The following is a 25,007-nucleotide window of genomic DNA, read 5'->3' as shown; positions in this document are numbered from 1 at the left end:
ACCTTCTAACGAAAAGCATCCTGCATTATTATCTGATCTGCTGACCGATAGTAAAGTGGAACTGAGGACCACTACGTTTTGTCTGTCCCTGTAACTTATCGAAACCATACCCCCAGTCGATCCCCAGCAAGCCAAATGCAGGCATAAAAATACGTGCACCAACCCCGGCGGATCGTTTCAGATCAAATGGATTAAATTCTTTGTAACTGCCCCAGTTGTTTCCGCCCTCCGCAAAGCTAAGTATAAAAATTGTTGCCTGCGGGTTGAGGGATACCGGATAGCGAAGTTCCATCACATACTTGTTGTACACTACGCCACCACCGCCAGCAGGCCGGCCGTTCAGCTGCGGCCCAACAGACTGGTCTGTATACCCTCGAAGACCAATGATGTCCTGATCTGCCAGTGAGAAAGCTCCCTGGCCCGCAAGACCAGACCCCCCCACTATAAAGCGGCCAAATGGACTAAACCCAGCCTTGTCTCCATAAGATCCCAGGAAACCCATGTGGGTTCTGGCTGCCAGTACCAGTTTCCCGGTAATGGTTGCATAATAACTTGCATCAAACATCCATTTGTGATACTCCACCCAGCGGTATTTATCGGAAGCATCGGTATATTCCGACTTACGCCATGCCGAATAAGGCGGCGTGAATGTTGCACTTAAAGATATGTTGCTTCCGTTTCTCGGGAATTGCAGATCACTCAGCGTGTTACGGGAAATGGTGGTATTAAAGGCGATGTTATTGGAAACCCCGGTATTATAGGATCCCCCGAAGATATTGATACTGTCCAGACGGTACCTGTTATAAGACAGCGAATGCGTCATGACCAGGTTACGATCAGGTTCCTTCAAACGGCGGCCCAGGGAAACGGTGATACCGTTGTTGAAATAACCTCCTCTAAAATTAGCACGTGAGGAGCCTCCCGTACCAAATCCGTACAATGAGCTATAGTCCGTCATCCGGTAAACAGTTCTTTGCAGCGATACCCCGAAGTTTATCGGCTTTTTACCTCCCAGCCAGGGCTCACTGAAACCGAGCGAGTAGGTCTGATATTGTTTACCATTTGCCTGGAAACGTACCGACAGTTTCTGTCCGTCTCCGGATGGAAGGGGTTTCCAGGTTTCGCGATTCGGTATGTTTTTAAGCGAGAAATTGTTAAAAACAAGGCCGAGCGTTCCAACGAAACCAATGTAGCCGCCCCATCCACCTGAAAGTTCGATCTGGTCAGAAGGTTTTTCTTCAACCGTATACTCAATATCAACTGTACCATCCGCTTGGTTTGGAATGGGGTTGATTTGGATTTTTTCAGGGTCAAAGTACCCCATTTGCGACAATTGACGCTGGGTATTGATAATTTCCGTTTTACTAAACTTTTGCCCCGGTAGCGTAAACAGCTCCCTAAGGACCACGCGGTCACTTGTTTTGGTGTTCCCGTTAAGAAGAATCCGGTTAATAGTCGCCTGTTTTCCTTCGAACATTCTTACTTCTACATCAATGGAGTCTCCTTCAACCGCTTTTTCTGTTGGCACGGCACGGAAGTACAGATACCCGTCGTCCATGTATATGGAGCTGATGTCATTCCCTGGTATTCCATTAATTTTCTTGTCGAGTTCTTCCGGATTGTAAACATCACCCTTTTTTACGCCGAGCCTGTCGCCGAGGTATCTGGATGTATACAGGTAGTTCCCGCTCCAGGAAATATTCCGGTAATAGTATTTGATCCCTTCATCAATCTTCATATTGATGCTGATGGTCTCGCCATTATTTTTGATACTGTCAAACTCAATGGTTGCATCGCGGTAACCGCTTTTACGATAATAGGCGATCAGTTTTTCCTTATCCTCGTCATATTTTTTGGGTATGTACTTGGAAGGATTGAAAAGGCGGCCCAGCATTTTCTGCTTGGTACCCTTCATTTTACGTTTCAGAGTACGGTCGCTTACGGCCTTGTTACCTTCTATGTTGATTTTCTGTATTTTAACCTTTTTGCCTTTGGTAATACCAAAGTTCAGAGTAGCCTGTCCTCTGGTAGAATCGGGAATCTGCACAACCTTTACCTTGATGTTGTAAAAACCCTTATCCATGTAATATTTTTTGATCACCAGCTGCGTATTCTTGATCACTGTAGGAGTAATCACCCGCCCTTTGATCAGCTTCACCTTATCATTAAGTGTTTCCCTTTCCCCTTTTCTGACACCCGAAAAAGATACTTTGTAGAGCCTTGGACGTTCCTTGATATGGATATTAAGCCAGACCTTTTCTCCCTCTACTTTTGTGGCCAGGATTTCCACATCGTCCAAAGTACCAAAATCCATCATTTTCTTGAGAGAAGAGGTAACCGCAGGGCCGGGGATACGGATTTTATCCCCCGGTTTTAATCCTGAGATTGAGATCATGGAATTGGGATCCAGAAACTGGGTACCCGAAACCGTCACTTCGGCGATGGTATATTCTTTGGGATTTGCAGGGTCAATACCCATGTTGGCAACCGGAGCAGCAGGTTTGGCACCTACCCCCAATCCTACGCGTTGTGCATTGGCGGCATAACTGCTCAGAAGAACTACCACCAGGATGCTTTTAAATTGTGCTAATGGTTTAATCAAATTTTTCACAAGGTTCATATTATTCTACTTAGCACTGTTTGCTTTTATCTGTTCACCCGTTTTCCCAAATCTTCTTTCCCGGTTCTGATAGGAAAGAATAGCTTCATAAAGATGCTCTCTACGGAAGTCTGGCCAGAAAAGATCTTCATAAAAATAAAGTTCGGAGTATGCCAGCTGCCAAAGCAGAAAATTACTGATCCTGTGGTCTCCACCCGTCCTCAGCATAAGATCCACTTCCGGGCGTTCCTTTGTAGACAGATAAGAGGCAATAAGTTTTTCATCGATATCAAGAGGGTCCAGCGTTCCGTTTTTCACTTCTTGGGCCAATTTCCTGGTTGCCTGAGCAATATCCCATTTGCCGCTGTATCCAAGCGCCAGAATCAGGTTTAAGCCTGTGTTAGCCCGTGTAGCCTCAATGGCTTCCCTCAGCTGGCTCTGGCAACTTCTGGGCAAACTTTCAGTATCTCCGATGGTATCCAGTTTAACCTGATTTTTCATCATTGTGGGAAGCTCGTTTGCAATGGATTGTACCAGCAATTCCATCAAAGCCCTTACTTCATACTCTGGCCTTGCCCAGTTTTCCGTTGAAAAAGCATAAAGGGTAAGATATGAAACACCAAGGTCTGCACAACCCTCTGTTACCTCTCTTACCGCTTTTATGGCATTTCTATGCCCGAAAATACGCGCAGCTCCCTGGTTTTGAGCCCATCGCCCATTGCCGTCCATGATAACGGCAATATGTTTGGGAAGATTGCTCAAATCTATGAGTTCCTTCATTATACCCGAACCCTTTAACCTTTTTTAACAAAAACTAAATGAACCATATTGATCCGCTATGACAAAATTTAAACGGGTCGGTTTGTTAATGGGTTAAAGAATCCCTTGTCTTTTCAAAAATGTATACGCAACCTGGCTAACATTTGTGACGAAAAACAGAAAATTACATTCGCAACCTCAACCCAAAACCAACCAAACATCCTGATTAACAGGACTTTGAACTTTAAATCAGTATAAAAAAATCAACGAGGGCGCAATTTAGGAATAAGTAAGGGGTCTTCAAAATCATTATGTGGTATGAGGCTAATTCTCTTACACTATTAATTATCAAGAAGATGCCTGATGGCGTCGGTATAGGTACTTCCGCTTGTGAGCTGCGAAGCGCGGCGGTCGCGCATCAGCACAACAAATTTCCCATTGAAGTGTTTTTGAATCTCTTTGATATGATGGGTATTGACTATGCCCGCTCTGCTGATACGCAGGTAATGCTTGGGAAGCTTTTCTTCAAGAGCGGTGAGCGTGTAATTCAAAAGGTATTTCTGTCCATCGAGTGTATTAAGAAAAACGTACTTTTCCTCTGCTTCGAAATGGGTTATTTCTGTAAGGGGTATCAGAAGGATGCGGTCGCCGGATTTTACAGAAAGAGAAAAGATTTCCTTTTTGGGTTTCATTTCTTCCAGCAGCCTGAACAGGTTCTCGGAATAAGGATTAAGCATCGAATGGTTCTGCTGTCCCGACTGAATGAGATTACGAATCTTTTCGATCGTTTTTAATAACCTGTCGTTTTCCACAGGTTTTAAAAGATAGTCAACCGAATTTTCTTCAAAGGCCCTGATGGCATACTGGTCGTAGGCGGTGGAAAAAACAACTAATGGCATTTTGGTCAGTTTTGCCAACATTTCAAAGCCATTTAACAGGGGCATCTCTATATCCAGGAAAATGATTCGCGGATTATGCCTGTCTATTTCAACGAGACCCTCGGCACCATTACGCGCTTCCGCTACAATTTCAAATGTATCGGTATGTTTTTCCAGCAACCGGCGCAGCCTGCTCAGCGCCAGGGGTTCATCGTCAATCAGTATTGTTTTTAAAGGAAAATGCATATCATCGTTCTTGTTGCATGATCGCCGTTTTTTTGATCGAAAGGTTCACAGCCTTATGTGGCTCATTGTGAAGTTCAACGGTGGCACCGTCGCCATAGAGTAGTTTCAACTTATCCTGAATACTCCGGATGCCATAACCGGCTCCCATGTTTTCCGGGAAAAGCGGGCCGTTGTCGTGCACACATAAATGCAGCCAGTCCTGTTCTTCATAGATCCTGATCCGTATCTGCCCTTGATCAGCCACTTTGGCAATGCCATGTTTAATGGCATTTTCAACCACCGGTTGTAAGATAAACTTGGGAATCAGTAACTGTTTCAGATCAGGCTGTGCGACTTCAAGCACAAAGTTGAGCCTGTCTCCATACCTCACTTTCTCCACCAGCAGGTAGGTTTGCACCATTTCAAGCTCATTTTCCACCGTGTCCAGATATTCATTATTTTTTCTTCCGGTGGTATACCTGAATAACTTGGAAAGCAATAAAGTCATTTCCTCGGCTTTATCAGGATCCTCATGCACAAGGCTCGCGATACTGTTTAACGCATTGTATAAAAAATGAGGGTTGATCCTCGCCTGCAGTGCCTCCAGTTCGGCCCGGGTTTTCAATTTTTCGAGGTTCAGAAGCTGATATTCCTGATCCGATATTTTACGCGATATCTGCCGGCTTTGCCTGATAAAAAAGTAAAAAATATTAGCCACCATCACTGGTGCTGTCATATACCATATAGACGGTAAGTTTTGCCCGGCCTCATAGGGATACATTTTCAGGTATTTCTCAACTACCTCCACCCCTATTAACTGATAAATAGCCACACCCAGAAAATTATTTAATACCAGCACGACAATGGTAAGCAGCAAATGCCGGATGGTGATGCTTTTAAAAACACTGTCGAGCCAGAAGGCAAGATGGTGGGTAAGAAACACGGTGACCAAGCCTGCCGCAATATTGGATATAACCAGAAACCGATACAACCCTACCCGAATGGGCTCGGAGGTGTAAACAATTTCTGCAGTGAAATAGACGATCGCATTGAAACCGTATAACACAATCGCACCAAAAATCATAAGCAACAAGATACCCAGCCAGCCCTGTCCCTGGATCAGCCCGATGACCTTCAGGTCTTGCCAGTTGAAAGATTTTTCCTGAGAAGTAAAGCTAAAATTCGCTCCTTCCACCCTTGCTCCGGACATGTCGGTATCCACCAGGCTACTGAAACTCAGGTCTGCATTGGTAAGATCTGCATTACGGAAGGTAGTCCGGTCCAGAGCCGAAAATCTGAGTTTGGCATTCCTCAGGATTGCTCCGTCAAAATTCACTTCTTTCAAACTGGAAAAGCTGAAATCAGCATTTTCAAGATTCATATTACTGAAATCCCGGCCGTCCAGAGACGACGCCGACATACGTAGCGGCTTCGCTTTTTTCTCCTCAGTATTGTATTTGCTTTGCATCATCATTTGTTACATTCGCCCAGCAACCAGGCCGCTTCCTCTTTCCCCCAGTCAGGATGTATCGTCGTTTCGGGTTTAAAGCTGGCATAATTTGCCACCGCCCTGGACAATGTGGGTTTGGCCGCCTCCTTACCTCCTCCGTACTGTTCAGGGGTATAAAACAGGCCCGCTCCTTCCAGATAATAGGATCGGGGATTACCTGGGTTCAATTTTTGAGCCGCCTGAATATGGTTGGCAAATTTCTCTCCATATTCCTCCCAGCGGTTCATGGCATCGGCCGCCAGCCTGCTTTGCGCTGCGTAGGCCAGAAGTATCAGCAGTTCGTCATTGGGTTTGCCTGCCAGCGTTTCAGCCTGTTTCAGCATGGCATCGGCCAGATCCAGAAACCTATCCTTTTCTGCAAGATTCTCACTTACAAAACCCAGTTTAATGTAACACAAAGCGGCATAATAACACGGAAGCCATTCCCTTGCTTGTTCCGCCCCGATACGTTCAAACCGATTGGCTATTTCCTGCAAAGCCTTGGGAGCGGGCTGCCCCTTATCCAGACCATTGAGCGCAGAAATGGAGGCCGACATGGCCTGAATATATTTCTCATCCCGGGCAAAAAGCCCGTTCAAGCAAAATATAATCAAAATGAGCGTAATAATCTGTTTTTTCATGATTTAGAGTTCATTAGTCCTTTCATAGGTTTGTAACGAAAACGCATCTGCTCTGTCGGAGGTGGTACCGTCTCGGATAGCTTTGCCGTTATTTTTGATGGAGACTCTTCTCCCATCCGATCACCGGCTAAACAAAAACTAAAAAAGCCTCATGACCAACAGATTGTGTTTTTGCTGACACAAACCTATTAGTCATGAAGCTCTATTCTAAGCTATTTCCGACGAACTACATCAGAATGGAGAATGAACGACAGATATCGATGTATCAATTCCGCCCGGTCAGGCCATCCTTATAGCTCTTCGATCAGCATATTTTTCCAGCGCACTTTAATACCACCTCCGTCATGAATCTGCAGGGCTATGGAACCGTTGGCAGCACCTATTTTTTCATCTTTGAAATCCACCATATCGTGCCCGTTCAGCCAGGTTTGCACGTGATCCCCTACAACCTTAATTCTCAAGGTATTCCATTCGCCCACCTTTAGGAAACCTTCCTTTTCGTCGGGGATCTGGTGAAGCCAGCCACGTCCATAAGACTCGTACACACCTCCGGTATCATGGTTTTTCGGAGCAACTTCCACCTGCCAGCCAGCCACGGTAGTTCCCGTTACGCTTGATCTGAAGAAAACACCGCTGTTCCCATTGGCTTCCTGCTTAAATTGAAGGGAAAGATCAAAATCCTTGTACAGCTTATCTGTAGTAAGGTAACCGTATTTTTTGTCCGGGCCGCTTTCACAAATCAGCTCTCCTTTTTCAACGTACCATTTTTCTGTACCGTTGATTTTCCAGCCGGAAAGATCTTTCCCATTAAAAATTTTAACCGGCTTCTTTTTCCCGTCCCCGGTTGTTTTAAGTACCAGAAATGCAGAGTTGAACAGCAGGACTGCGGCTGAGAGCGTCAGTAAATACCGAAGTTTTAACATTGATTTTTTATGATTTGGATTAAAAAAAATATGATGTAAAATGCAGGAAACACTTTTTCCGTTAGTTTTACAAAAAATAACCATTTCGAAAGCTATGAAAAAAAACAGTTTTGTGTGGCGTTACGGGGCATTTTTTTTGAGCACGCTCATAGCGTTATCCTTATTCTCATCCTGCTCGGATAAAGATGCGGATCTTGTAAAGCCTAAGACAATCACTGATGTCATTCTACAGAACAATGATTTTACCATTTTCAGGGAAATTGTGGCCAGCAGTAAAATGAGTGATGCGCTGCGAACCGAAAATCTTACCCTTTTTGCACCCAATGACGCCGCCTTCAGAAGATCCGGCATTACCAGTGCAAGTGTGATTACTTCTTTACCCGGTGATTCTGCTCAATCCTTTATTCTGTATCACTTACACAAGGGAAGGGTTGAGTATTCGGCGCTTAAAGCGGGAAATCTCGAAGCCTTAAACGGACAAAATCTGGTTCTTTCAAAACGCGACAGTACTATTGTTGTCAATAAAGCTGATATCATTCTCAAAGATGTGAATGCGGATAATGGGATTATCCACGTAATCGACAGAGTGCTCACCGCTAAATAGGTATACCTCCTTCAGCAAAACAGGCCTGGCGAAAAAGAGTCGCCAGGCCTGTTTTGTTTTCGAATGTTTCTTTTAAAACTGTTCGGTATGCGAGAAGAAGAAACTGCCTTCTATCAGCGCATTCTCGTCCGAATCAGACCCGTGGATGGCATTGGCTTCTATTGATTTCGCAAACAATTTGCGGATCGTTCCATCCGCTGCATTGGCGGGGTTGGTAGCACCAATCAGTGTGCGGAAATCAGCAACTGCATTTTCTTTTTCCAATATCATCGGCACGATAGCACCTGATGACATGTACTGGCAAAGGTCGTTGTAGAACGGACGCTCCTGGTGAACGGCATAAAACTGACCCGCTCTCTCGGCTGTCAGCTGTGTTTTCTTCATCGCAACAATACGAAATCCTGCTGCCTCAATCATTTGAATGATTGCCCCCGAATTACCATCCTGCACGGCATCCGGTTTTATCATTGTGAAAGTTTTATTTGCTGGCATAAACTGACTAAAAATTAATTTCGTGCAAAAGTACTATTTTTCAATAGATATGGAAGAATTACTTATTGTAGGCAAGGTTTCCCATACCCAAACATTGAACTGATTTCCAGGGTTTATTTATCATTTTTGAACAAATCTCAACACTTTTCTTAATTTTGTGGGCTAAAATATGTCTTGCTGCCTCATTTACCTGTAATAAATAACTGTGAATCAAATCATTGAAGAGCTTTTGGCTTTTCTTTCCACTCCCCAAAAGATCATCGTGACGATGCACCGGGATCCTGATGCCGACGCTTTGGGTTCATCGCTGGGATGGGCTCGGTATTTATCGGGTAAGGGCCACTCGGTAACGATCATCAGCCCTACGGATTATGCAGCCAATCTTCGCTGGTTACCGGGTGTACAGGAGGTTCTCGTTTATGAAAAGGCAGGTGAACAGGCCGTTTGCAAAAAAAAGATTGATGAAGCAACCCTGATTTGCTGCCTGGATTTTTCGGCACTTTCAAGGCTAAAGGATTTGGGAAAGGTGGTGCAGGAGGCAAAGGCTGTCAAAATGATGATTGATCATCACCTGGAACCCGAAAATTTTGCCCGCTGGATGATCTGGGATACCCATGCCGCAGCAACTGCACAGCTTATTTACTCCACCATCAAAATTATTGAGCAGGGAGATATCACCGATATCATTGATATTCCCCTGGCCGAATGTCTCTATGCGGGGATCATGACGGACACAGGGTCATTCAGACATCCTAATGTTACCCCTGAGGTACATCTGGCAGTGGCTGACCTCATGCGGACAGGCATGGATACCAGCAGGGTACACCGGATGATCTATGATAATGCGCCCTTGTCGAGACTTCAGTTCCTGGGGTATGTCTTATCTCAAAAGCTGGTGGTATTACCCGAATTCCGTACCGCTTATATGGTACTGACGGAAGAAGAACTGATACGGTTTAATTCCAGCACCGGTGAAACCGAAGGCATTGTGAATTACGGCCTGCAGGTTGAAAATGTGGTCATGTCTGCATTGTTTATCGAACGAAAAGGGGAGGTAAAAATATCTTTCCGTTCCGTTGGCACGTTCTCTGTGCGGGATTTGGCGAGTGCTCATTTCAGCGGTGGCGGCCATAAAAATGCTTCGGGGGGGCGGTCTGACATCCCGGTTACCAACACCATTAAAAAATTCCTGGAAATCCTTCCCAGTTATAAAGAAGAGCTTCTTAAGGTAGAATAATAAATTATCAGCTTATTTATCATTACAATCAATATTCTTTTAAACGAAGTCAAATGAATCTTAAAACAGTCGGTTATGCGGTGGGCATAACTATCCTCGCAGCCGCTTGCAATCAGTACAAAACGCAAGTAACCGAACATGGTCTGAAATACCAGATCTTTGAACACAAAGATGACGCCCGGAAAGCAAAACTTGGCGACATTATGTCTTTTCACCTGGTAATTAAAAACAGCACTGACTCGACCCTGAGGGATACCTATAAAGAAGGTAATCCCATGAAAATGGTCCTGCAGGCACCACAGTACAAAGGTGGTTTTGACGACGGCCTTACTTTGCTGGCAGCTGGTGACAGCGCTAAATTTTTGGTCAATGCCGATACCCTTTTTGCAAAAGTGGGCCAGCCGTTACCTCCAATGATCAAAAAAGGATCCGAGATTAGTTTCACGGTTAAAGTATTAAGCGTGCTGACTTCTGAAGAATTCCAGAAACAGCAAACCGAGGCAGCTACCAAACAAAAAGCTACCGATGCTAAAATCATTGACGCTTTCCTTGCAAAAAATAATCTGACGGCAAAAGCGCGCAAAACTGCCTCGGGGTTGGTTTATGTTCCTGAGTCTGAAGGAGCAGGCGCAAGCCCTGTTGCCGGAGACAAAGTTCAGGTTAATTATACAGGGATGTTCCTGGATGGCAAAGAATTTGACAGCTCCAAAGGCAAACCACTTGAACTGCAGGTAGGTGCTGCTATGGTTATTCCAGGATGGGAAGAGGGTATTATGCTGATGAAAAAAGGCGAAAAAGGTTTACTGATCATTCCTTCCAGCCTGGCGTACGGTCCCGAAACTTACGGACCCATTCCGGGAAATTCGGTACTGCAGTTTAAACTTGAGCTGGTTGATTTCTCTAAAGGGCCTAAACAACCTGCTGGTCCTCAGATTCCTCCTGCAAAATAATTCATTGCTGAAAGTTGAAAATATTGACGGCTGCTTCTCAGGAAGTGGCCGTTTTTTGTTATCATGCGTTTCTAAATATTACTTACAATTCTTTTCATGAAACTCTGTTTTGCCACCAACAATGAAAACAAGCTGCGGGAAATCCAGTCCCTGCTCGGAAATAATTTTAACCTTATAACCCTAAAGGATATCGGTTGTGATGTTGATATTCCTGAACCTTATCTCACCATAGCGGAAAACTCTCACGGAAAAGCGGAGTATGTGTGGCAGGAATTTGGCATCAGCTGTTTTGCAGATGATTCGGGTCTCGAGGTTGATGCCCTGGGTGGTGCGCCGGGGGTGATCTCCGCGAGATATGCCGGTCCTCAGCGGAATTCAGATGATAACATTGCGCTGCTGCTGACAAAGCTAGGATCCGAGGTCAACAGGAAAGCCCGGTTTATTACTGTCATCACGCTTGTTTTGGACGGTATATATAATCAGTTTGAAGGAACGGTCGAGGGAACCATTATAGCGGAAAGAAGAGGGTTGGAAGGATTTGGATATGACCCCATTTTTTTGCCGGAAGGGCATGACCGTACTTTTGGAGAAATGAGCCTCGCCGAAAAAAACAACCTGAGCCACCGGGCCAGGGCCTTTTCAAAACTTGTCAGTTTTCTTAATTCTTAGAGGAAGTACCTTCATCGTCTTGTATCATCTAAATCTGCTTCACTATGTCAACATTCAATTCCGAAGATTTTCGTGTAGATGGCGCCAAAAAATTTGATATCAAAAAAGCAAAAACCCGCTTTAAAGATATCTACGATAGTAAGGAAGAATACGAACTGATGCAGGCGGCATCCGCTGCTGCTCTGGACGAGCTTCAGAGCAGAATGTATGCACATAACAGATATGGCCTGCTTGTCATTTTCCAAGCCATGGATGCTGCGGGCAAGGACGGGACCATCAAGCATGTACTTGCAGGTGTGAATCCGGTAGGTGTTAAAATACATTCCTTCAAAAGACCGTCAGAAACCGAACTCAGCCATGATTTTTTGTGGCGTACCAGCCAGGTACTTCCCCAGCGCGGAACAATCACCATTTTCAACAGGAGTTATTATGAGGAAGTACTGGTGGTAAAAGTGGAACCCGGTATCCTGACCTCTTCCCAGAGAATTCCTGCTGAACTGACAGAGAACCTCCCTAAAGTATGGGAACATCGTTATAAGGATATTAAAAACCTGGAAAAATATCTATACAGGAACGGCATCCGGGTAATCAAGTTTTTTCTGAACGTATCCAAGAAGGAACAGGCCGACCGACTCATTGAACGAATTGAAGATCCTTCCAAGAACTGGAAATTTGAAGAGCAGGACATTGCCGTACGTGCCAAGTGGGGAGAATATATGCAGGCGTACGAGGATTGTATCAATGCCACGGCATCTGAAAAAGCTCCCTGGTATGTAATTCCGGCAGACGACAAGAAAAACATGAGGCTTACAATAGCCAAAATCATTGAAGAGGAATTGAAAAAAATGAAAATGGATTATCCAGAAACCAGCCCTGAACGTACCGAAGAACTAAAACACTTTATTGAAGTGATCAGGCAGCAGAATGAGGAATAACAAACGAGAGGCGGCAGACCTGGATCCACCACCTCTCTTTATTATTAAGACTGGTATTTATTTAATGGTGAAATTACCGCCACCGATTTTATATCCTTCTGCATAAAGTTCCACGTTGTACTTTCCTGGACGGAACTGAGAAGAATTGTCGTACAGCATTTCAACCTTTTGGTTATTATTTTGATATGCTACCGACTCCCGTGTGGTAAATTTGGATGGTGCACCATTAATTTCGAATTCGCCTGAGCCTGTTGCATCATCGGCCAGTACTGCTCCCTGAGGGTCCAATACTCTCACAAAGATATCCTTAGGCTCTTGTGCGGTCAGTGCATTTTCAGGAAGATTAAATACAAGCTTGATTTTATCCACTTTCTTCGCCTTGTATTCTTCTCTGTCTTTCACTTTTCCTCGGGAATTCACCGTCAGAACTTTCAGATTCTGTGCTTTCAAAGCGGCTGCCAGGCTTACTTTTTCCGACAGTTCCTTGTTAGCTGCTGTAAACGTTACTACCGAATCCGTTAACTCTGCCTGACGCTGTACCAATCTTTCTCTTTCAGAAGTAAGAGATCCGACATGCGTGGTCAGAGAATCGTTTGAAGCAACCAAGTGCTCGTTTTCCAATCGCAACTGCGCAATAACTTCGTCTTTTTCAACAAGGAATTTCTCGTATTCCTTAATTTTGGTCAGATATTTACCTGTTTCAACTTTTCTGCTACGACTGAAAGCTACCTTATCTGCTTCCAGCTGCTGTCTAACCTTGGTTAATTCTGCTACATCTCCTCCAAGTCTTTCGATCTCCTCAATTTTTGCATCCAGTACGGTTGAGATCGAATCCAGTTTTGATCGCGTCGAAGCCAGTTCTTTGGCCTTTTCCACCACCATGGATTCCTGATGTGTCAATTCACTTTTCTGAGTAGTGAATAAATAGCCAAACATGGCTGTTGCTAGACCCAGGACAACTACCATTGCCCACGCTATACTCTGTTTGTTTTTCTGTTCTTGTTGCATTGGTATTTAGTAATTATGGTGTGATTTAGTTTAATAATAGAATTAACCTTCCGTATCAGTGATCCATTTTTACAGATGCAGATACGCTGACTAAACAACCAATATCATTCCACACAATGAACAGAAAGAAAAAAGGGAAGAGGTAATAAATTCCTTTATAAAGTCAGAAAGCCTGAAAATACTCCTGTTGAGGCATTTTCGAAGAAAGGACTCCCAAAAGTAGCAGTCAGTGATTCCGGCAACAGCTCCTTTGGACCAGATGGTTTCAAACTAGAAAAATGGGTAATGTTTACCCAAAATATGGTATTACTAAACACGGAAAGACGGCCCTCAATAATGACCGATTTTAACTTGGACGGAAAACGGCTGGGCATCCATCAGCGCTAGTTTCTGATAACCTTCAATTGAATAGGAGGTGATCTTTCCCTGTGAACAGATCATCCTTATTTTCTTATACGACTGATATAACTTGTTGGACGACTCCAATTCTCCCTCGATTAAAACAGGGGACTTACTGATCGAATCAAGTCTTATTATTAATTTTTTCACCAGCAGATTCTCTCCCGAAATGAGTGTATACGCTATATGTAGAGAGTCTTTTTTTACTGCATAGCTCTGCGCATACGCGGGCTTATTGAGATCAGCCTGCATAAACAATTCCAGTTCCTTTTCCCAGTTCACCTCCCTTGAAACCAGTTTTTCCTGCTCCCCGTTTAAGGATACCTGTTTATTTACTGTGGGTTTTGCAGCTTTCAGGAGTGTCACCTGTTTTTGGATAAAGCCTTGCAGATCATAGTATTTATCTAATTTCTCATTTTTACCACTCCCGCTGTCGCAGCCGGTATTTGCCAGTACCAGAAGAAAAGACACCAGTAAAAGTAAAGTTGCTCTTAAAACTGAAAAGATTCCCATTTCTATGCTTGTAGCTAAAAAAACAGAGAGCCCGATGAAAAGGCTCTCTGCCAGAATTAATACGCTTTTGTAAACGGACTTACAATATGCTTACACCCGTCATCTCGTCCGGTTTTGGGATCCCCATCAGATCCAGAATCGTGGGGGCTATGTCTGCTAGTTTCCCGTCGTGAATAGGTTTCTGATATTCACTGTCAACCAAAATACAAGGTACCAGATTTAATGAGTGCGCAGTATTTGGCGTTCCGTCATCGTTTCTCATGTAATCAGAATTGCCATGGTCTGCAATGATAATTGATGAATATCCATGTTCGAGGCCAGTTGTAACCACTGCCTGCACGCACTGATCCACCGTTTCACAAGCCTTTACTGCTGCTTCAAATACCCCGGTATGCCCCACCATGTCTGGATTGGCAAAGTTGAGGCAAACAAAATCAACCTCTTCTTTTATCAATTCAGGTACAATGGCATCTCTGATTCCGAAAGCCGACATCTCTGGCTGCAGGTCATAGGTTGCAACCTTGGGCGACGGACAGAGCAAACGGCTTTCCCCTTCAAAAGGTTTCTCTCTTCCTCCCGAAAAGAAAAAAGTAACATGGGGGTATTTCTCAGTTTCCGCAATCCTGATCTGCTTTTTACCCGCCGACTCCAGTACTTCTCCTAAGGTATTGTTGAGATTATCTTTATCAAAAATGACTTCAACTCCCTTGAACGTATCGTCATAGTTGGTCATTGTGATATACCGCAGATTAAGCTTATGCATATTCTGCTCGTGAAAATCTTGCTGTGTTAATACTTCTGTAATCTCACGTCCACGGTCGGTCCGGAAATTAAAGCAGAGTACCACGTCTCCCTCTTCAATCACTGCAACTGGCGAGCCGTCTTCTCTGGTCGCGATAATAGGATGTATAAATTCATCGGTTACTCCCGCTTCATAGGAGGTTTCTACGGCTTTCAGAAGTTCGTCTGCTTTTACATGGTTTCCCTCTCCGAGTACCATGGCGTCATAAGCAAGTTTTACCCGTTCCCAGCGTTTGTCACGGTCCATGGCGTAGTATCGGCCCGTAATGCTCGCAATTTGTCCGGTGGTTTGTGACATCGTATTTTGCAAATCCCGGAGAAAACCAAGGCCGCTTTTTGGATCACAATCCCGGCCGTCCGTAAAGGCATGGACGAAAACTTCGCTCAATGCACTATCTGCGGCTATCTTGCACAATCCTTTTAAATGGTCAATATGGGAATGTACGCCTCCATCAGACACAAGGCCAATGAAATGCACCTTTTTCCCGCTTGTTTTAGCATATGAAAAAGCATCCTGCAAAACTTTTTCCTGGCCTAATGTTCCTTCCGAAACAGCCAGATTGATCTTGACAAGATCCTGGTATACCACCCGGCCCGCTCCCAGATTGGTATGTCCTACTTCCGAATTACCCATTTGCCCATCCGGAAGCCCTACGGCAAGGCCACTCGCGGCCAGTTTACTATGCGGATACTTTTGCAGAATACCGTCGTAAAAAGGCGTATTGGCCGCTATAACCGCTGAACGGTTTTCCTCTCCGGCCTTGGCAATGCCCCAGCCGTCCATAATGATGAGAATTACTTTCTTGCTCAATTTTATAATATTTTAATGGTTCTGACTATCGGTGACTAAACTTCGTTTCCCTGTAATCCATGCTTTTCTATCAGAAAATCCAGGAAACTCGTTCCGCTTCTTCTTACAATCCGGTATACTTCTTCAAAAGCAGGTAACTGGTCATAAAAAGGATCCGGAACAATGGACGAACCTAACCGTTCGGGATCAAACATCCGGTATAAATATAACTGGCTTTCGGGAAGATAAGATCCCAGATATTTAAAACTTTCCTTTCTGATATGATCGAAATTACTGGTGTCCATGGCCAGTAGGTAATGAAAGTCGGCAAAGTCTTTCTGGCAAAGCTGCCGGGCCTGATGTGTGAGTTTTATTCCGTGCCCTTCGGCTACGCTGCGCATACGCCTGTCGGGAAGGCTGCCGGTATGATACGCGGCTGTACCGGCGGAATCACAGGAAATGTATTTTTCTAAATTTCTTTCTTTGACCAGTTCGCAAAAAACTCCCTCGGCGATGGGAGAACGGCAAATATTTCCAAGACAAACAAAAAGAACCCGTATCAATTTCTTTATTTTATTTAGGGGACCAGCACACCGTTACTCATTCGGCATCGTCCTTATTACTTTCAACAGGCTTATCATCTTCATCCACGATTACATAAACCTTCTCATTCGGTTTTCTCATCTTAAATTTTTCGCGCGCCCACTTTTCTAACATTTTAGGATTGCCGAATACCTCATTACGTTCTTTTTTCACCTGGCTTATTTTTTCCTTAAGAATGACTTTCTCCTTTTCCAGGTCCTTCATCTTCATTCGGTTGGACATTACGACTTTGATATTGTTATTATCCAGAAACAATATCCATACAAGCCAGAACACAAAGGTGGCCGGATAAAAACTCTTCAGGAAACGTAACGCCCAAACAGGCCTTTTTTTCAATTCCGACATACCAGGAAGCAAAAAACCGGAGCTTTACACCCCGGTTTCTTACGATTAATTTCAATTAGAACTTCAATCCGGGGAAGTAAGCGCTTTCGCCGAGTTCCTCTTCGATACGCAGTAACTGGTTGTATTTGGCCATACGGTCCGAACGGGAAGCCGAGCCTGTTTTGATCTGCCCTGTGTTCATTGCCACCGCAAGGTCTGCAATCGTCGCGTCTTCTGTTTCACCCGAACGGTGCGACATAATGCTCTTATAGCTGTTTCTCTTTGCCAGATTGACCGCGTCGTTCGTTTCTGTCAAAGAGCCTATCTGGTTTACTTTTATAAGGATTGCGTTGGCTATCTGAGACTCGATACCCTGCTGAAGGCGGGTAACGTTGGTTACAAACAAATCATCACCTACCAGCTGGCATTTTTTACCAACAGCGGTTGTAAGTTGCGCCCAGCCATCCCAGTCATCTTCATCCATACCATCTTCAATTGAAATGATCGGATACTTAGCCACCCACTGTGCCCAGTAATCAGACATCTCAGCAGAAGTGAGCTTGCGGCCATCGGATTTTTTGAAATGATACAAACCATTTTCATAAAACTCGGAAACAGCAGCATCCATTGCGATAAAGATATCTTCGCCTGGCTTGTAACCTGCTTTTTCAATCGCCTGCAACACTACTTCAATTGCCTCCTCATTTGATTTAATATTGGGAGCAAAACCACCTTCGTCACCTACGTTGGTAGAATAACCTTTACTTTTTAAAACAGTTTTAAGTGTATGGAAAACTTCTACACCCATACGAAGCGCCTGAGAAAACGTATCCGCTTTTGCAGGCATGATCATAAATTCCTGGAAATCGATAGAATTATCAGCATGGCTACCACCATTCAGGATATTCATCATCGGTACCGGAAGGGTATTGGCGTTGGTTCCACCTACATAACGGTAAAGTGGAAGGCCAGCTTCCTGAGCACCTGCTTTCGCAGCAGCCAGTGATACTCCCAAAATAGCATTGGCACCCAGCTTGCTCTTATTCGGTGTTCCGTCCAGTTCGAGCATGATCTTGTCGATAAGATTCTGTTCGAAAATGGAACAGCCGATCAACTCGGGAAAGATGATTTCATTAACATTTTCAACCGCCTTCAAAACCCCTTTTCCAACATAAACACTCTTGTCATCGTCACGTAATTCCACAGCTTCGTGTTTACCTGTTGAAGCACCCGATGGTACAGCAGCCCGTCCTAAATAACCGTTTTCGGTACGTATATCAACTTCTACTGTTGGGTTCCCTCTTGAATCAAGAATTTGTCTTGCATGTACTGACTGAATCGTACTCATTTGCAGCTTGGGTTTTGATTATAAATGTTCTTTAACGGTACAAAATAACACAAAAAAATCGTGATGATGACAGCACAGCGGATTTTAACGTAAATTTACCCGTGTATCCTATTTAACATCTGTTATGAAAGTTGCCAGTATCTTATTCTCTCTTTTTTTTATACTACTAATTGACTGTCAGGCACAAACCCTGCTTCATACGGATGCCTTCAAGGCCAAACTGACTGACAATAAAAATGCGCAATTGCTGGATGTAAGAACTCCCGGCGAATACAAGGAAGGCCATTTGGCCAATGCAGTGAATATTGACTACAAAAATGAAGCTTTCCGCGAGAAAATTGCCTTGCTGGATAAAAGCAGACCCGTATTTGTATACTGCCTCGCGGGAGCAAGAAGTGCCGCTGCTTCAAAAATTTTAAAGGAAAACGGCTTCAAGGAGATTTATGACATGCAGGGGGGATACCTCAAATGGACTTCCTCCGGCAAACTTGTGGAGGCTCCGGCCAACTCTTCTTCGGCCAGGGGAATGACTTCTTCCGACTTCCAGAAGCTGGTCCGTTCTAAGAATGTGGTACTTATTGATTTTTATGCGCCCTGGTGCCAGCCGTGTGTGAAAATGCTTCCCACCATCCACAAGCTCACGAACGAGTACCAGGCAAAGGCAAAAATTGAAACCATACAATACGATACCAATAAAGCTATAGCGAAAGAATTGGGTATTGAAGAAATCCCCGCCTTTTTGCTTTACAAAAACGGAAAGCTGGTTCAGCGCAGAAACGGTCTGATGGAAGAAAGTGATTTCAAAAAATGGATTGATTCTAACCTTTAAAATCTGTTAACAAAATAAAAATCCTTTCCGGCTCTTGGAAAGGATTTTTTTTAAACTCAGGCTTTTTGTAAAAGCTCCGTAAAATTATCAAAAAGATACCTTGAATCATGCGGACCAGGTGATGCCTCCGGGTGATACTGCACAGAAAATGCAGGATAATCCTTACGACGAATCCCTTCGATGGTCTTATCGTTGAGATTCACATGTGTAATTTCTACATCCGGATGTCTTTCTATTTCCTCAGGATTTACCGCAAATCCATGATTTTGAGATGTGATTTCACACAGCCCCGTGATCAGATTTTTTACCGGATGGTTCAATCCTCTGTGTCCATGGTGCATTTTATAGGTGTTGATCCCGCTTGACAGTGCCAGAAGCTGGTGTCCCAGGCAAATTCCGAATAAAGGTTTTCCGGTTTCTACCATTTTCGTCACATTGTCTACGGCATAGGCCATGGAGGCCGGATCGCCCGGACCATTAGAAATAAAGAAACCATCAGGATTCCAGTCCATCACTTCACTAAATGAGGTCTGAGCAGGGAAGATTTTACAATAACATCCTCTGGAAGTAAGGTTATTCAGAATACTTTTCTTGATTCCATAGTCCATTACTGCCACTCTCCACTTGCTGCTGGCCTCGTCTCCCATATAATACGCCTCCGAGGTACTTACAAACGACGACAGTTCCAAACCATCCATCGAGGGTACCTTTTTCAGTTCCACCATCAGTTCGGCCTCATCCAGGATTTCAGAGGAGATCATGGCATTCATTACTCCCTTTTGCCTTACATGGCGTACAATATGCCGGGTATCTATGTTACTTATCCCGACAATCTTCGCTCGTTCAAAATATTCCTGAAGAGAGAAATCAGCGGTGAAGCGGGAATAAATCGGAGAGAAAGTGTTACATACCATTCCTCGTATTTTCACCGAACCGGATTCCTCTTCATCCTCCAGCTGCACACCGTAGTTACCGATATGCGAAGTGGTGTTCACGATAATTTGTCCATAGTAAGACGGATCAGTGTAGATTTCCTGATACCCTGTCATACCGGTATTAAAGCAGATTTCTCCACCTGTAGTACCGTGAATCCCCAAAGCTAATCCTCTGTATGCTGTTCCGTCTTCCAGCAAAAGCAAGGCCTCTTTCTTTTGGCTCATATTTGGTTTATGTTATTTACCTTTTGATTTAAACTTCGAACTACCTGTGTAACTGGCTGATTCTATGAGACTTTTTCACTCATTACAATTTCCGCGGTGCAAAATTAAGGAATAAAGCTCATAAAAAGGGGTTAAACGAAAAACGTTTAACCCCTTCTACTAAAATTCCATGATGAACTTTTTCTTACTCACTATCACGACCACCGATTAATTCATCCTGTAATGTTTTCAGTTCATCCCATTTGCCATCCGCAGCAAGCTGTGCCTGAGCTGGCCATGTGGATGGGTTATGAACATTGTATTGAGGTCCTGCTTTATCAAGAATTTCCTGGATAGCCTCAGGAGTTGACGCTGCAAGATCAGCAAATGTTACGATGCCGCCCTCAACCAATAAATCAGCAATTTTGGGACCGATTCCCTCAATAATCTTAAGATCATCTCCGTCTGCAACAACGGCAGGTGCCTCAACAGCAGGTGCTGCTACGGCTACTGCTTCGCCTGCTTCCTTTTTACCACCACGACGGCTACGACGTGTTTTAGCTGGCTTATCTGCATTCGCAAGAAGTAATGCATCATTGAAATCAACCAGTTCGATCAGCGCTACCTCGGCCGCATCTCCCAAACGATTACCTAATTTGATAATCCTGGTATATCCTCCCGGACGGTCAGCAATTTTATCGGAAACTGTTCCGAAAAGTTCTTTAACCGATTCTTTGTCATTCAGGTACGAGAACACAACCCTTCTGTTGTGCGTAGAATCCTCCTTAGCACGTGTCAGCAAAGGCTCAACATACTTTCTAAGCTCTTTCGCCTTTGCAAGGGTAGTTTCAATTCTTTTGTGGATAATCAATGAAGACGCCATGTTGGACAACATCGCCTTGCGGTGTGATGCGGTTCTTCCCAGGTGATTATCTTTCTTACCGTGTCTCATTATTTTTTTTGTTTAGTTGCTTCGAGCAGCGTCACTACGCGCTTCAGAATACATACTTATGATGGAATATTTAATTAATCCTCGTCCAAACGATATTTGGCAACATCCATTCCAAATGTGAGTTGTTTGTCAGCAACCAGCTGTTCCAACTCGGTAAGCGACTTCTTACCAAAATTACGGAATTTCATCATATCCGAAATTTCAAGCCTTACCAAATCCCCAAGTGATTTAACATCCGCAGATTTCAAACAGTTGTACGCACGTACAGAAAGATCAAGTTCAGAAAGCGAGGTTTTGAGAAGTTTTCTCATGCGCAGCATTTCCTCATCTACCTGATTATCTTCCTCTGCCTTCTGTTTCTCAAACGTCATGGTCTGATCAGAGAAAAGCATAAAGTGTTGAATCAGGATATTCGCTGCTCCTTTTAGCGCATCTTCCGGATGGATCGATCCATCCGTCTGAATGTCTATCAGAAGGCGCTCGTAATCCGTACGTTGTTCTACACGGGTATTTTCAACGCTGTATTTTACGTTCTTAATCGGAGTATAAATAGAATCTACCGCGATGTATCCGAAAGGCAACTCATTGGCCCTGGGCTCATCTGCCGGTACATATCCTCTTCCTTTATCCAACAGAAGTTCCATTTCAAACTCCTTGTTGTCATCAATATGACAAATAACAAGCTCTGGATTTAATACTTCGAAAGCGTTGGTAAATTTACCAATGTCACCTGCTGTGATCACCGATACATTTTTAAGATTTACTACGATCCGACTTTCGCTCAAATCTGAGACTTTTTTAAAACGAACCATTTTCAGGTTCAGGATAATTTCCGTTACATCCTCAACGATACCTTCAATGGAAGAGAATTCGTGAAGGACCCCAGGAAACTTTACACTCGTGATGGCATAACCTTCCAAAGATGAAAGGAGTATTCTGCGCAACGCATTTCCGATCGTTACGCCGTATCCTTTCTCTAAAGGTTTAAACTCAAACAACCCATGAAAGTCGTCTGCTTTTTCCATGACGACCTTATCAGGCATTTGGAAAGCTAATATTGACATAGTCCTTGCTCCTTTTATAGTAGTAAATGATAGTTGATCACGCTACCGTTACCTTTGCGATCGCAAAATAGCCGTTTCCGGCCAAAAGCACGCCTCGTAAACGAGACGTGCCGTAATAAATTATGAAGATTATTATTTCGAGTACAATTCAACGATTAACTGCTCGTTGATATTCTCCGGAATTTGCTCACGCTCTGGGAATGTAACAAATTTACCGCTGAGTTGCTGTCCATCCCATTCCAGCCAGTTAAACCCTTTAGCACTGTGACCTGCAAGGCTGTCTGTAACCGCTTCGAGAGATTTTGATTTCTCACGAACTGTAACAATCTGACCGGGACGTAATGAATAAGAAGGAATGTTAACGATCTCACCATCCACAAGGATATGCTTGTGTGCTACCAGCTGGCGTGCAGCACGCCTGGTTGGCGCAATACCCAAACGATAAACGGTGTTATCAAGGCGGGCTTCGCAATATTTAAGTAAGTTCTCCCCGGTGATACCTTCCTTAACAGCTGCTTTCTCAAAAAGATTGCGGAACTGTCTTTCCAATATACCATAGATAAACTTCACTTTCTGCTTTTCCATCAGTTGTAAAGCATACTCCGATTTCTTAGACCGGCGACCCTTTCCGTGAACTCCCGGAGGGTAATTCTTCTTAGCCAACGCTTTGCTCGGGCCCATAATGGGTTCTCCGTAACGTCTTGCTATCTTTGATTTGGGACCTGTGTAACGTGCCATTAAAAACTTTTGTTTGCGAAATTAAATAAAAACCATTCAGTAACCCCAGTGTCCAAATTACGAATGGGCTCTGTCTGACGACAAAGAACTATACTCTGCGACGTTTTGGAGGACGACATCCGTTGTGCGGAAGCGGAGTGATGTCACGAATGGTGGTCACTTCGATACCTGCATTCTGGATTGTACGGATCGCTGATTCACGACCGGAACCTGGGCCTTTTACAAAAACCTCAGCCTTGCGCATGCCCAGGTCAAAAGCAACCTGTGCACAGTTTGATGCAGCTGTCTGAGCTGCATAAGGCGTGTTTTTCTTAGAACCCCGGAATCCCATCTTACCAGCAGATGCCCAGGATATCACCTGACCGTTCGCATTAGTGATGGATATGATAATGTTGTTGAAAGAAGCCTTGATGTGTACCTGACCCACCGACTCCACTACTACAACCCGTTTTTTTGCTTTATCTTTTCTTTTATTTTGTGCCATTGCTTTCGGGATAAGTTGTGCTGCTTACACACCACTCATTTATTATTTAGTAGCCTTTTTCTTGTTCGCGATTGTTTTGCGTTTTCCTTTACGGGTACGAGAGTTATTCTTCGTTCTTTGACCACGCAATGGCAATCCCTTACGATGACGAAGACCACGGTAGCAAGCAATGTCCATAAGGCGCTTAATGCTCAATTGAACCTCCGACTTAAGTGCGCCTTCTACTTTATATTCACCAGCAATTACGGAACGAACTGCACCAGACTCTTCATCCGACCAGTCGATAACTTTTTTGTTAATATCAACACCTGCTTTTTCCAGAATTTTTTTCGCTGAACTGCGACCAATTCCAAAAATGTAAGTAAGTGAGATTTCGCCTCTTTTGCGGTCGGGAATATCAACTCCTGAAATACGTGCCATAATTATTAACCTTGTCTTTGTTTATACCGTGGGTTCTTCTTGTTAATCACATATACCTTACCCTTGCGGCGTATTACCTTGCAGTCTTCACTGCGTTTTTTTACTGATGCTTTAACTTTCATCTCAATAATACTTTTGCGTTTACTTATTTAGGTGATCGGCTCCTTATTTGTATCTGTAGACAATCCGGGCTTTGGATAAATCATAAGGAGACATTTCTAACTTTACCCTGTCGCCCGGCAAAATCTTTATATAGTGCATTCTCATTTTTCCGGAAATATGCGCAATAACCTCATGTTTATTTTCCAGTTCTACGCGAAACATTGCGTTAGAGAGTGCTTCAACAATTACTCCGTCTTGTTCGATTGATGCTTGTTTTGCCATTCGTAAGTTTATTACTGTACTGCAACCATTAGGCTGGTATTGGCCGTTACTTGTTCTATGTAATCGAATGTGGTGAGAATTTCTGGTTTACCTTTCCGAACTACTATTGTGTGTTCAAAATGAGCCGAAACCTTCCTGTCTCCAGTCCTGATTGTCCAGCCGTCTCTTTCCTGTACAACCCCTTTGGTGCCCAGATTTATCATCGGCTCAATTGCCAGTACCATCCCCTCTTTCAACTTAATGCCTTTCCCTCTCTTACCGTAATTCGGAACCTCAGGACCTTCATGCAGACTCCTGCCTACTCCATGTCCTACCAGTTCCCGTACCACGCTGTATCCTCTCTCCTCTACGTAATTCTGAATTGCAAACCCTATATCTCCCATCCGCATACCGTCCATCGCTTGTTCAATTCCATTGTACAACGATTTTTTTGTTACGCTCAAAAGATCCATTACGGGCTGCGCTACTTCTCCAACGGGATATGTATAAGCACTATCACTATGAAATCCGTTCAGCTTTACTCCGCAATCAATAGAAACAATATCTCCATCCTTTAGCTGATAGTTGCCTGGAATTCCATGAACTACCACCTCATTCACCGAAATACACAAAGAGGCCGGGAAGTTATTAAATCCCTTAAAGGAAGGAACCCCCCCAAAATCTCTGATATACTCCTCAGCAATGGTGTCAAGCTGCTTGGTGGTTACACCCGGCTTCACCCACAAAGCAACCTCTGCATGGGCTTTTCCCAACACCTGTGCACTTTGTTTGATGAGGTTTATTTCCTCTTCAGTTTTGAGGTATATCATT

At 44.0% G+C, this 25,007-nt stretch carries 28 protein-coding genes; 6 read left to right on the top strand and 22 right to left on the bottom strand.

Features of this window, described 5'->3' with window-relative positions; all coding sequences use genetic code 11:
* Positions 1-28: 28 nt before the first annotated feature.
* The 6 genes from bamA to KOE27_RS01200 all read right to left on the bottom strand — a co-directional run bounded on the left by bamA (position 29) and on the right by KOE27_RS01200 (position 7,514).
* Complete coding sequence (gene bamA / locus KOE27_RS01225; protein ID WP_215237055.1) at positions 29-2,620, bottom strand: outer membrane protein assembly factor BamA; 2,592 nt, start codon at positions 2,618-2,620, stop codon at positions 29-31.
* Positions 2,621-2,626: 6 nt separating this feature from the next.
* A complete protein-coding gene (locus KOE27_RS01220) occupies positions 2,627-3,379 on the bottom strand; it encodes an isoprenyl transferase (RefSeq protein WP_215237054.1) in 753 nt (250 codons plus the stop codon).
* A 320-nt stretch (positions 3,380-3,699) separates the two neighbouring features.
* Positions 3,700-4,482 (bottom strand): LytR/AlgR family response regulator transcription factor, encoded by a 783-nt coding sequence (locus tag KOE27_RS01215; protein ID WP_215237053.1) that lies wholly within the window; start codon positions 4,480-4,482, stop codon positions 3,700-3,702.
* 1 nt (position 4,483) lies between these two features.
* Entirely contained in the window at positions 4,484-5,935 is a 1,452-nt protein-coding gene (locus KOE27_RS01210) for a histidine kinase (protein WP_229252579.1), read from the bottom strand.
* Positions 5,932-6,591 (bottom strand): hypothetical protein, encoded by a 660-nt coding sequence (locus KOE27_RS01205; protein ID WP_215237052.1) that lies wholly within the window; start codon positions 6,589-6,591, stop codon positions 5,932-5,934. Before KOE27_RS01205 ends, KOE27_RS01210 begins: the two co-directional genes overlap by 4 nt.
* A gap of 290 nt (positions 6,592-6,881) precedes the next feature.
* Entirely contained in the window at positions 6,882-7,514 is a 633-nt protein-coding gene (locus KOE27_RS01200) for a 3-keto-disaccharide hydrolase (RefSeq protein ID WP_215237051.1), read from the bottom strand.
* Positions 7,515-7,608: 94 nt separating this feature from the next.
* On the opposite strand from KOE27_RS01200, the gene KOE27_RS01195 reads away from it, so the two are divergent.
* The gene (locus KOE27_RS01195) at positions 7,609-8,118 is read left to right on the top strand and encodes a fasciclin domain-containing protein (protein ID WP_215237050.1); all 510 of its coding nucleotides are present in this window, start codon (positions 7,609-7,611) and stop codon (positions 8,116-8,118) included.
* Positions 8,119-8,190: 72 nt separating this feature from the next.
* On the opposite strand, the gene KOE27_RS01190 is transcribed toward KOE27_RS01195, so the two are convergent.
* Positions 8,191-8,610, bottom strand: a complete 420-nt coding sequence (locus KOE27_RS01190; RefSeq protein WP_215237049.1) for a nucleoside-diphosphate kinase — start codon at positions 8,608-8,610, stop codon at positions 8,191-8,193.
* Between the two features lie 205 nt (positions 8,611-8,815).
* Between KOE27_RS01190 and KOE27_RS01185 the strand changes: the two genes are divergently transcribed.
* From KOE27_RS01185 to KOE27_RS01170, 4 genes are all read left to right on the top strand, one after another.
* Complete coding sequence (locus KOE27_RS01185) at positions 8,816-9,847, top strand: DHH family phosphoesterase (protein ID WP_215237048.1); 1,032 nt, start codon at positions 8,816-8,818, stop codon at positions 9,845-9,847.
* A gap of 53 nt (positions 9,848-9,900) precedes the next feature.
* Positions 9,901-10,797, top strand: a complete 897-nt coding sequence (locus tag KOE27_RS01180) for an FKBP-type peptidyl-prolyl cis-trans isomerase (protein ID WP_215237047.1) — start codon at positions 9,901-9,903, stop codon at positions 10,795-10,797.
* Between the two features lie 96 nt (positions 10,798-10,893).
* On the top strand, positions 10,894-11,466 hold the full coding sequence (gene rdgB / locus KOE27_RS01175) for an RdgB/HAM1 family non-canonical purine NTP pyrophosphatase (RefSeq protein ID WP_215237046.1): 573 nt from the start codon (positions 10,894-10,896) through the stop codon (positions 11,464-11,466).
* A gap of 44 nt (positions 11,467-11,510) precedes the next feature.
* Positions 11,511-12,401: a polyphosphate kinase 2 family protein gene (locus tag KOE27_RS01170; protein ID WP_215237045.1), complete on the top strand. Its 891-nt coding sequence runs from the start codon at positions 11,511-11,513 to the stop codon at positions 12,399-12,401.
* 57 nt (positions 12,402-12,458) lie between these two features.
* Here KOE27_RS01170 and KOE27_RS01165 read toward each other — a convergent pair whose 3' ends face one another.
* The 6 genes from KOE27_RS01165 to eno all read right to left on the bottom strand — a co-directional run bounded on the left by KOE27_RS01165 (position 12,459) and on the right by eno (position 18,187).
* Positions 12,459-13,409, bottom strand: a complete 951-nt coding sequence (locus tag KOE27_RS01165; protein ID WP_215237044.1) for a coiled-coil domain-containing protein — start codon at positions 13,407-13,409, stop codon at positions 12,459-12,461.
* A 330-nt stretch (positions 13,410-13,739) separates the two neighbouring features.
* A complete protein-coding gene (locus KOE27_RS01160) occupies positions 13,740-14,321 on the bottom strand; it encodes a hypothetical protein (RefSeq protein ID WP_215237043.1) in 582 nt (193 codons plus the stop codon).
* A gap of 79 nt (positions 14,322-14,400) precedes the next feature.
* Complete coding sequence (gpmI, locus tag KOE27_RS01155; protein ID WP_215237042.1) at positions 14,401-15,933, bottom strand: 2,3-bisphosphoglycerate-independent phosphoglycerate mutase; 1,533 nt, start codon at positions 15,931-15,933, stop codon at positions 14,401-14,403.
* 35 nt (positions 15,934-15,968) lie between these two features.
* Positions 15,969-16,475, bottom strand: a complete 507-nt coding sequence (locus KOE27_RS01150; protein WP_215237041.1) for a low molecular weight protein-tyrosine-phosphatase — start codon at positions 16,473-16,475, stop codon at positions 15,969-15,971.
* Positions 16,476-16,512: 37 nt separating this feature from the next.
* Positions 16,513-16,860 (bottom strand): FtsB family cell division protein, encoded by a 348-nt coding sequence (locus KOE27_RS01145; protein ID WP_215237040.1) that lies wholly within the window; start codon positions 16,858-16,860, stop codon positions 16,513-16,515.
* Between the two features lie 55 nt (positions 16,861-16,915).
* Complete coding sequence (gene eno, locus KOE27_RS01140; protein WP_215237039.1) at positions 16,916-18,187, bottom strand: phosphopyruvate hydratase; 1,272 nt, start codon at positions 18,185-18,187, stop codon at positions 16,916-16,918.
* 124 nt (positions 18,188-18,311) lie between these two features.
* Between eno and KOE27_RS01135 the strand changes: the two genes are divergently transcribed.
* The gene (locus tag KOE27_RS01135; protein ID WP_215237038.1) at positions 18,312-19,016 is read left to right on the top strand and encodes a thioredoxin domain-containing protein; all 705 of its coding nucleotides are present in this window, start codon (positions 18,312-18,314) and stop codon (positions 19,014-19,016) included.
* Between the two features lie 56 nt (positions 19,017-19,072).
* On the opposite strand, the gene carA is transcribed toward KOE27_RS01135, so the two are convergent.
* The 9 genes from carA to map form a co-directional block, all read right to left on the bottom strand.
* Positions 19,073-20,176 carry a glutamine-hydrolyzing carbamoyl-phosphate synthase small subunit gene (gene carA / locus KOE27_RS01130; RefSeq protein WP_215237037.1) on the bottom strand — a complete coding sequence of 368 codons (1,104 nt, stop codon included), beginning with the start codon at positions 20,174-20,176 and terminating at the stop codon, positions 19,073-19,075.
* A 184-nt stretch (positions 20,177-20,360) separates the two neighbouring features.
* Positions 20,361-21,107, bottom strand: coding sequence for a 50S ribosomal protein L17 (gene rplQ / locus KOE27_RS01125; RefSeq protein WP_215237036.1), 747 nt, complete (start codon positions 21,105-21,107; stop codon positions 20,361-20,363).
* Between the two features lie 74 nt (positions 21,108-21,181).
* A complete protein-coding gene (locus KOE27_RS01120) occupies positions 21,182-22,171 on the bottom strand; it encodes a DNA-directed RNA polymerase subunit alpha (protein WP_215237035.1) in 990 nt (329 codons plus the stop codon).
* A 132-nt stretch (positions 22,172-22,303) separates the two neighbouring features.
* Positions 22,304-22,909: a 30S ribosomal protein S4 gene (rpsD, locus tag KOE27_RS01115; RefSeq protein WP_215237034.1), complete on the bottom strand. Its 606-nt coding sequence runs from the start codon at positions 22,907-22,909 to the stop codon at positions 22,304-22,306.
* An 88-nt stretch (positions 22,910-22,997) separates the two neighbouring features.
* Entirely contained in the window at positions 22,998-23,393 is a 396-nt protein-coding gene (gene rpsK, locus KOE27_RS01110; RefSeq protein ID WP_215237033.1) for a 30S ribosomal protein S11, read from the bottom strand.
* A gap of 42 nt (positions 23,394-23,435) precedes the next feature.
* Positions 23,436-23,813: a 30S ribosomal protein S13 gene (gene rpsM, locus KOE27_RS01105; protein WP_215237032.1), complete on the bottom strand. Its 378-nt coding sequence runs from the start codon at positions 23,811-23,813 to the stop codon at positions 23,436-23,438.
* A gap of 5 nt (positions 23,814-23,818) precedes the next feature.
* Complete coding sequence (gene ykgO / locus KOE27_RS01100) at positions 23,819-23,935, bottom strand: type B 50S ribosomal protein L36 (RefSeq protein ID WP_015813811.1); 117 nt, start codon at positions 23,933-23,935, stop codon at positions 23,819-23,821.
* Between the two features lie 43 nt (positions 23,936-23,978).
* A complete protein-coding gene (gene infA, locus KOE27_RS01095) occupies positions 23,979-24,197 on the bottom strand; it encodes a translation initiation factor IF-1 (RefSeq protein WP_215237031.1) in 219 nt (72 codons plus the stop codon).
* Positions 24,198-24,208: 11 nt separating this feature from the next.
* Positions 24,209-25,006, bottom strand: coding sequence for a type I methionyl aminopeptidase (gene map / locus KOE27_RS01090; protein ID WP_215237030.1), 798 nt, complete (start codon positions 25,004-25,006; stop codon positions 24,209-24,211).
* Position 25,007: the final 1 nt, after the last annotated feature.

The organism is Dyadobacter sp. CECT 9275 (assembly GCF_907164905.1).
Lineage (GTDB): Bacteria > Bacteroidota > Bacteroidia > Cytophagales > Spirosomataceae > Dyadobacter > Dyadobacter helix.
This window is presented reverse-complemented; position numbering and strand designations above follow the sequence as displayed.

Bases quoted from the DNA above. Each gene is read 5' to 3' on its own strand.
- bamA (WP_215237055.1), bottom strand. From the start codon at position 2,620: ATGAACCTTGTGAAAAATTTGATTAAACCATTAGCACAATTTAAAAGC.
- KOE27_RS01220 (WP_215237054.1), bottom strand. From the start codon at position 3,379: ATGAAGGAACTCATAGATTTGAGCAATCTTCCCAAACATATTGCCGTT.
- KOE27_RS01215 (WP_215237053.1), bottom strand. From the start codon at position 4,482: ATGCATTTTCCTTTAAAAACAATACTGATTGACGATGAACCCCTGGCG.
- KOE27_RS01210 (WP_229252579.1), bottom strand. From the start codon at position 5,935: ATGATGATGCAAAGCAAATACAATACTGAGGAGAAAAAAGCGAAGCCG.
- KOE27_RS01205 (WP_215237052.1), bottom strand. From the start codon at position 6,591: ATGAAAAAACAGATTATTACGCTCATTTTGATTATATTTTGCTTGAAC.
- KOE27_RS01200 (WP_215237051.1), bottom strand. From the start codon at position 7,514: ATGTTAAAACTTCGGTATTTACTGACGCTCTCAGCCGCAGTCCTGCTG.
- KOE27_RS01195 (WP_215237050.1), top strand. From the start codon at position 7,609: ATGAAAAAAAACAGTTTTGTGTGGCGTTACGGGGCATTTTTTTTGAGC.
- KOE27_RS01190 (WP_215237049.1), bottom strand. From the start codon at position 8,610: ATGCCAGCAAATAAAACTTTCACAATGATAAAACCGGATGCCGTGCAG.
- KOE27_RS01180 (WP_215237047.1), top strand. From the start codon at position 9,901: ATGAATCTTAAAACAGTCGGTTATGCGGTGGGCATAACTATCCTCGCA.
- rdgB (WP_215237046.1), top strand. From the start codon at position 10,894: ATGAAACTCTGTTTTGCCACCAACAATGAAAACAAGCTGCGGGAAATC.
- KOE27_RS01170 (WP_215237045.1), top strand. From the start codon at position 11,511: ATGTCAACATTCAATTCCGAAGATTTTCGTGTAGATGGCGCCAAAAAA.
- KOE27_RS01165 (WP_215237044.1), bottom strand. From the start codon at position 13,409: ATGCAACAAGAACAGAAAAACAAACAGAGTATAGCGTGGGCAATGGTA.
- KOE27_RS01160 (WP_215237043.1), bottom strand. From the start codon at position 14,321: ATGGGAATCTTTTCAGTTTTAAGAGCAACTTTACTTTTACTGGTGTCT.
- KOE27_RS01145 (WP_215237040.1), bottom strand. From the start codon at position 16,860: ATGTCGGAATTGAAAAAAAGGCCTGTTTGGGCGTTACGTTTCCTGAAG.
- eno (WP_215237039.1), bottom strand. From the start codon at position 18,187: ATGAGTACGATTCAGTCAGTACATGCAAGACAAATTCTTGATTCAAGA.
- KOE27_RS01135 (WP_215237038.1), top strand. From the start codon at position 18,312: ATGAAAGTTGCCAGTATCTTATTCTCTCTTTTTTTTATACTACTAATT.
- carA (WP_215237037.1), bottom strand. From the start codon at position 20,176: ATGAGCCAAAAGAAAGAGGCCTTGCTTTTGCTGGAAGACGGAACAGCA.
- rplQ (WP_215237036.1), bottom strand. From the start codon at position 21,107: ATGAGACACGGTAAGAAAGATAATCACCTGGGAAGAACCGCATCACAC.
- KOE27_RS01120 (WP_215237035.1), bottom strand. From the start codon at position 22,171: ATGTCAATATTAGCTTTCCAAATGCCTGATAAGGTCGTCATGGAAAAA.
- rpsD (WP_215237034.1), bottom strand. From the start codon at position 22,909: ATGGCACGTTACACAGGTCCCAAATCAAAGATAGCAAGACGTTACGGA.
- rpsK (WP_215237033.1), bottom strand. From the start codon at position 23,393: ATGGCACAAAATAAAAGAAAAGATAAAGCAAAAAAACGGGTTGTAGTA.
- rpsM (WP_215237032.1), bottom strand. From the start codon at position 23,813: ATGGCACGTATTTCAGGAGTTGATATTCCCGACCGCAAAAGAGGCGAA.
- ykgO (WP_015813811.1), bottom strand. From the start codon at position 23,935: ATGAAAGTTAAAGCATCAGTAAAAAAACGCAGTGAAGACTGCAAGGTA.
- infA (WP_215237031.1), bottom strand. From the start codon at position 24,197: ATGGCAAAACAAGCATCAATCGAACAAGACGGAGTAATTGTTGAAGCA.
- map (WP_215237030.1), bottom strand. From the start codon at position 25,006: ATGATATACCTCAAAACTGAAGAGGAAATAAACCTCATCAAACAAAGT.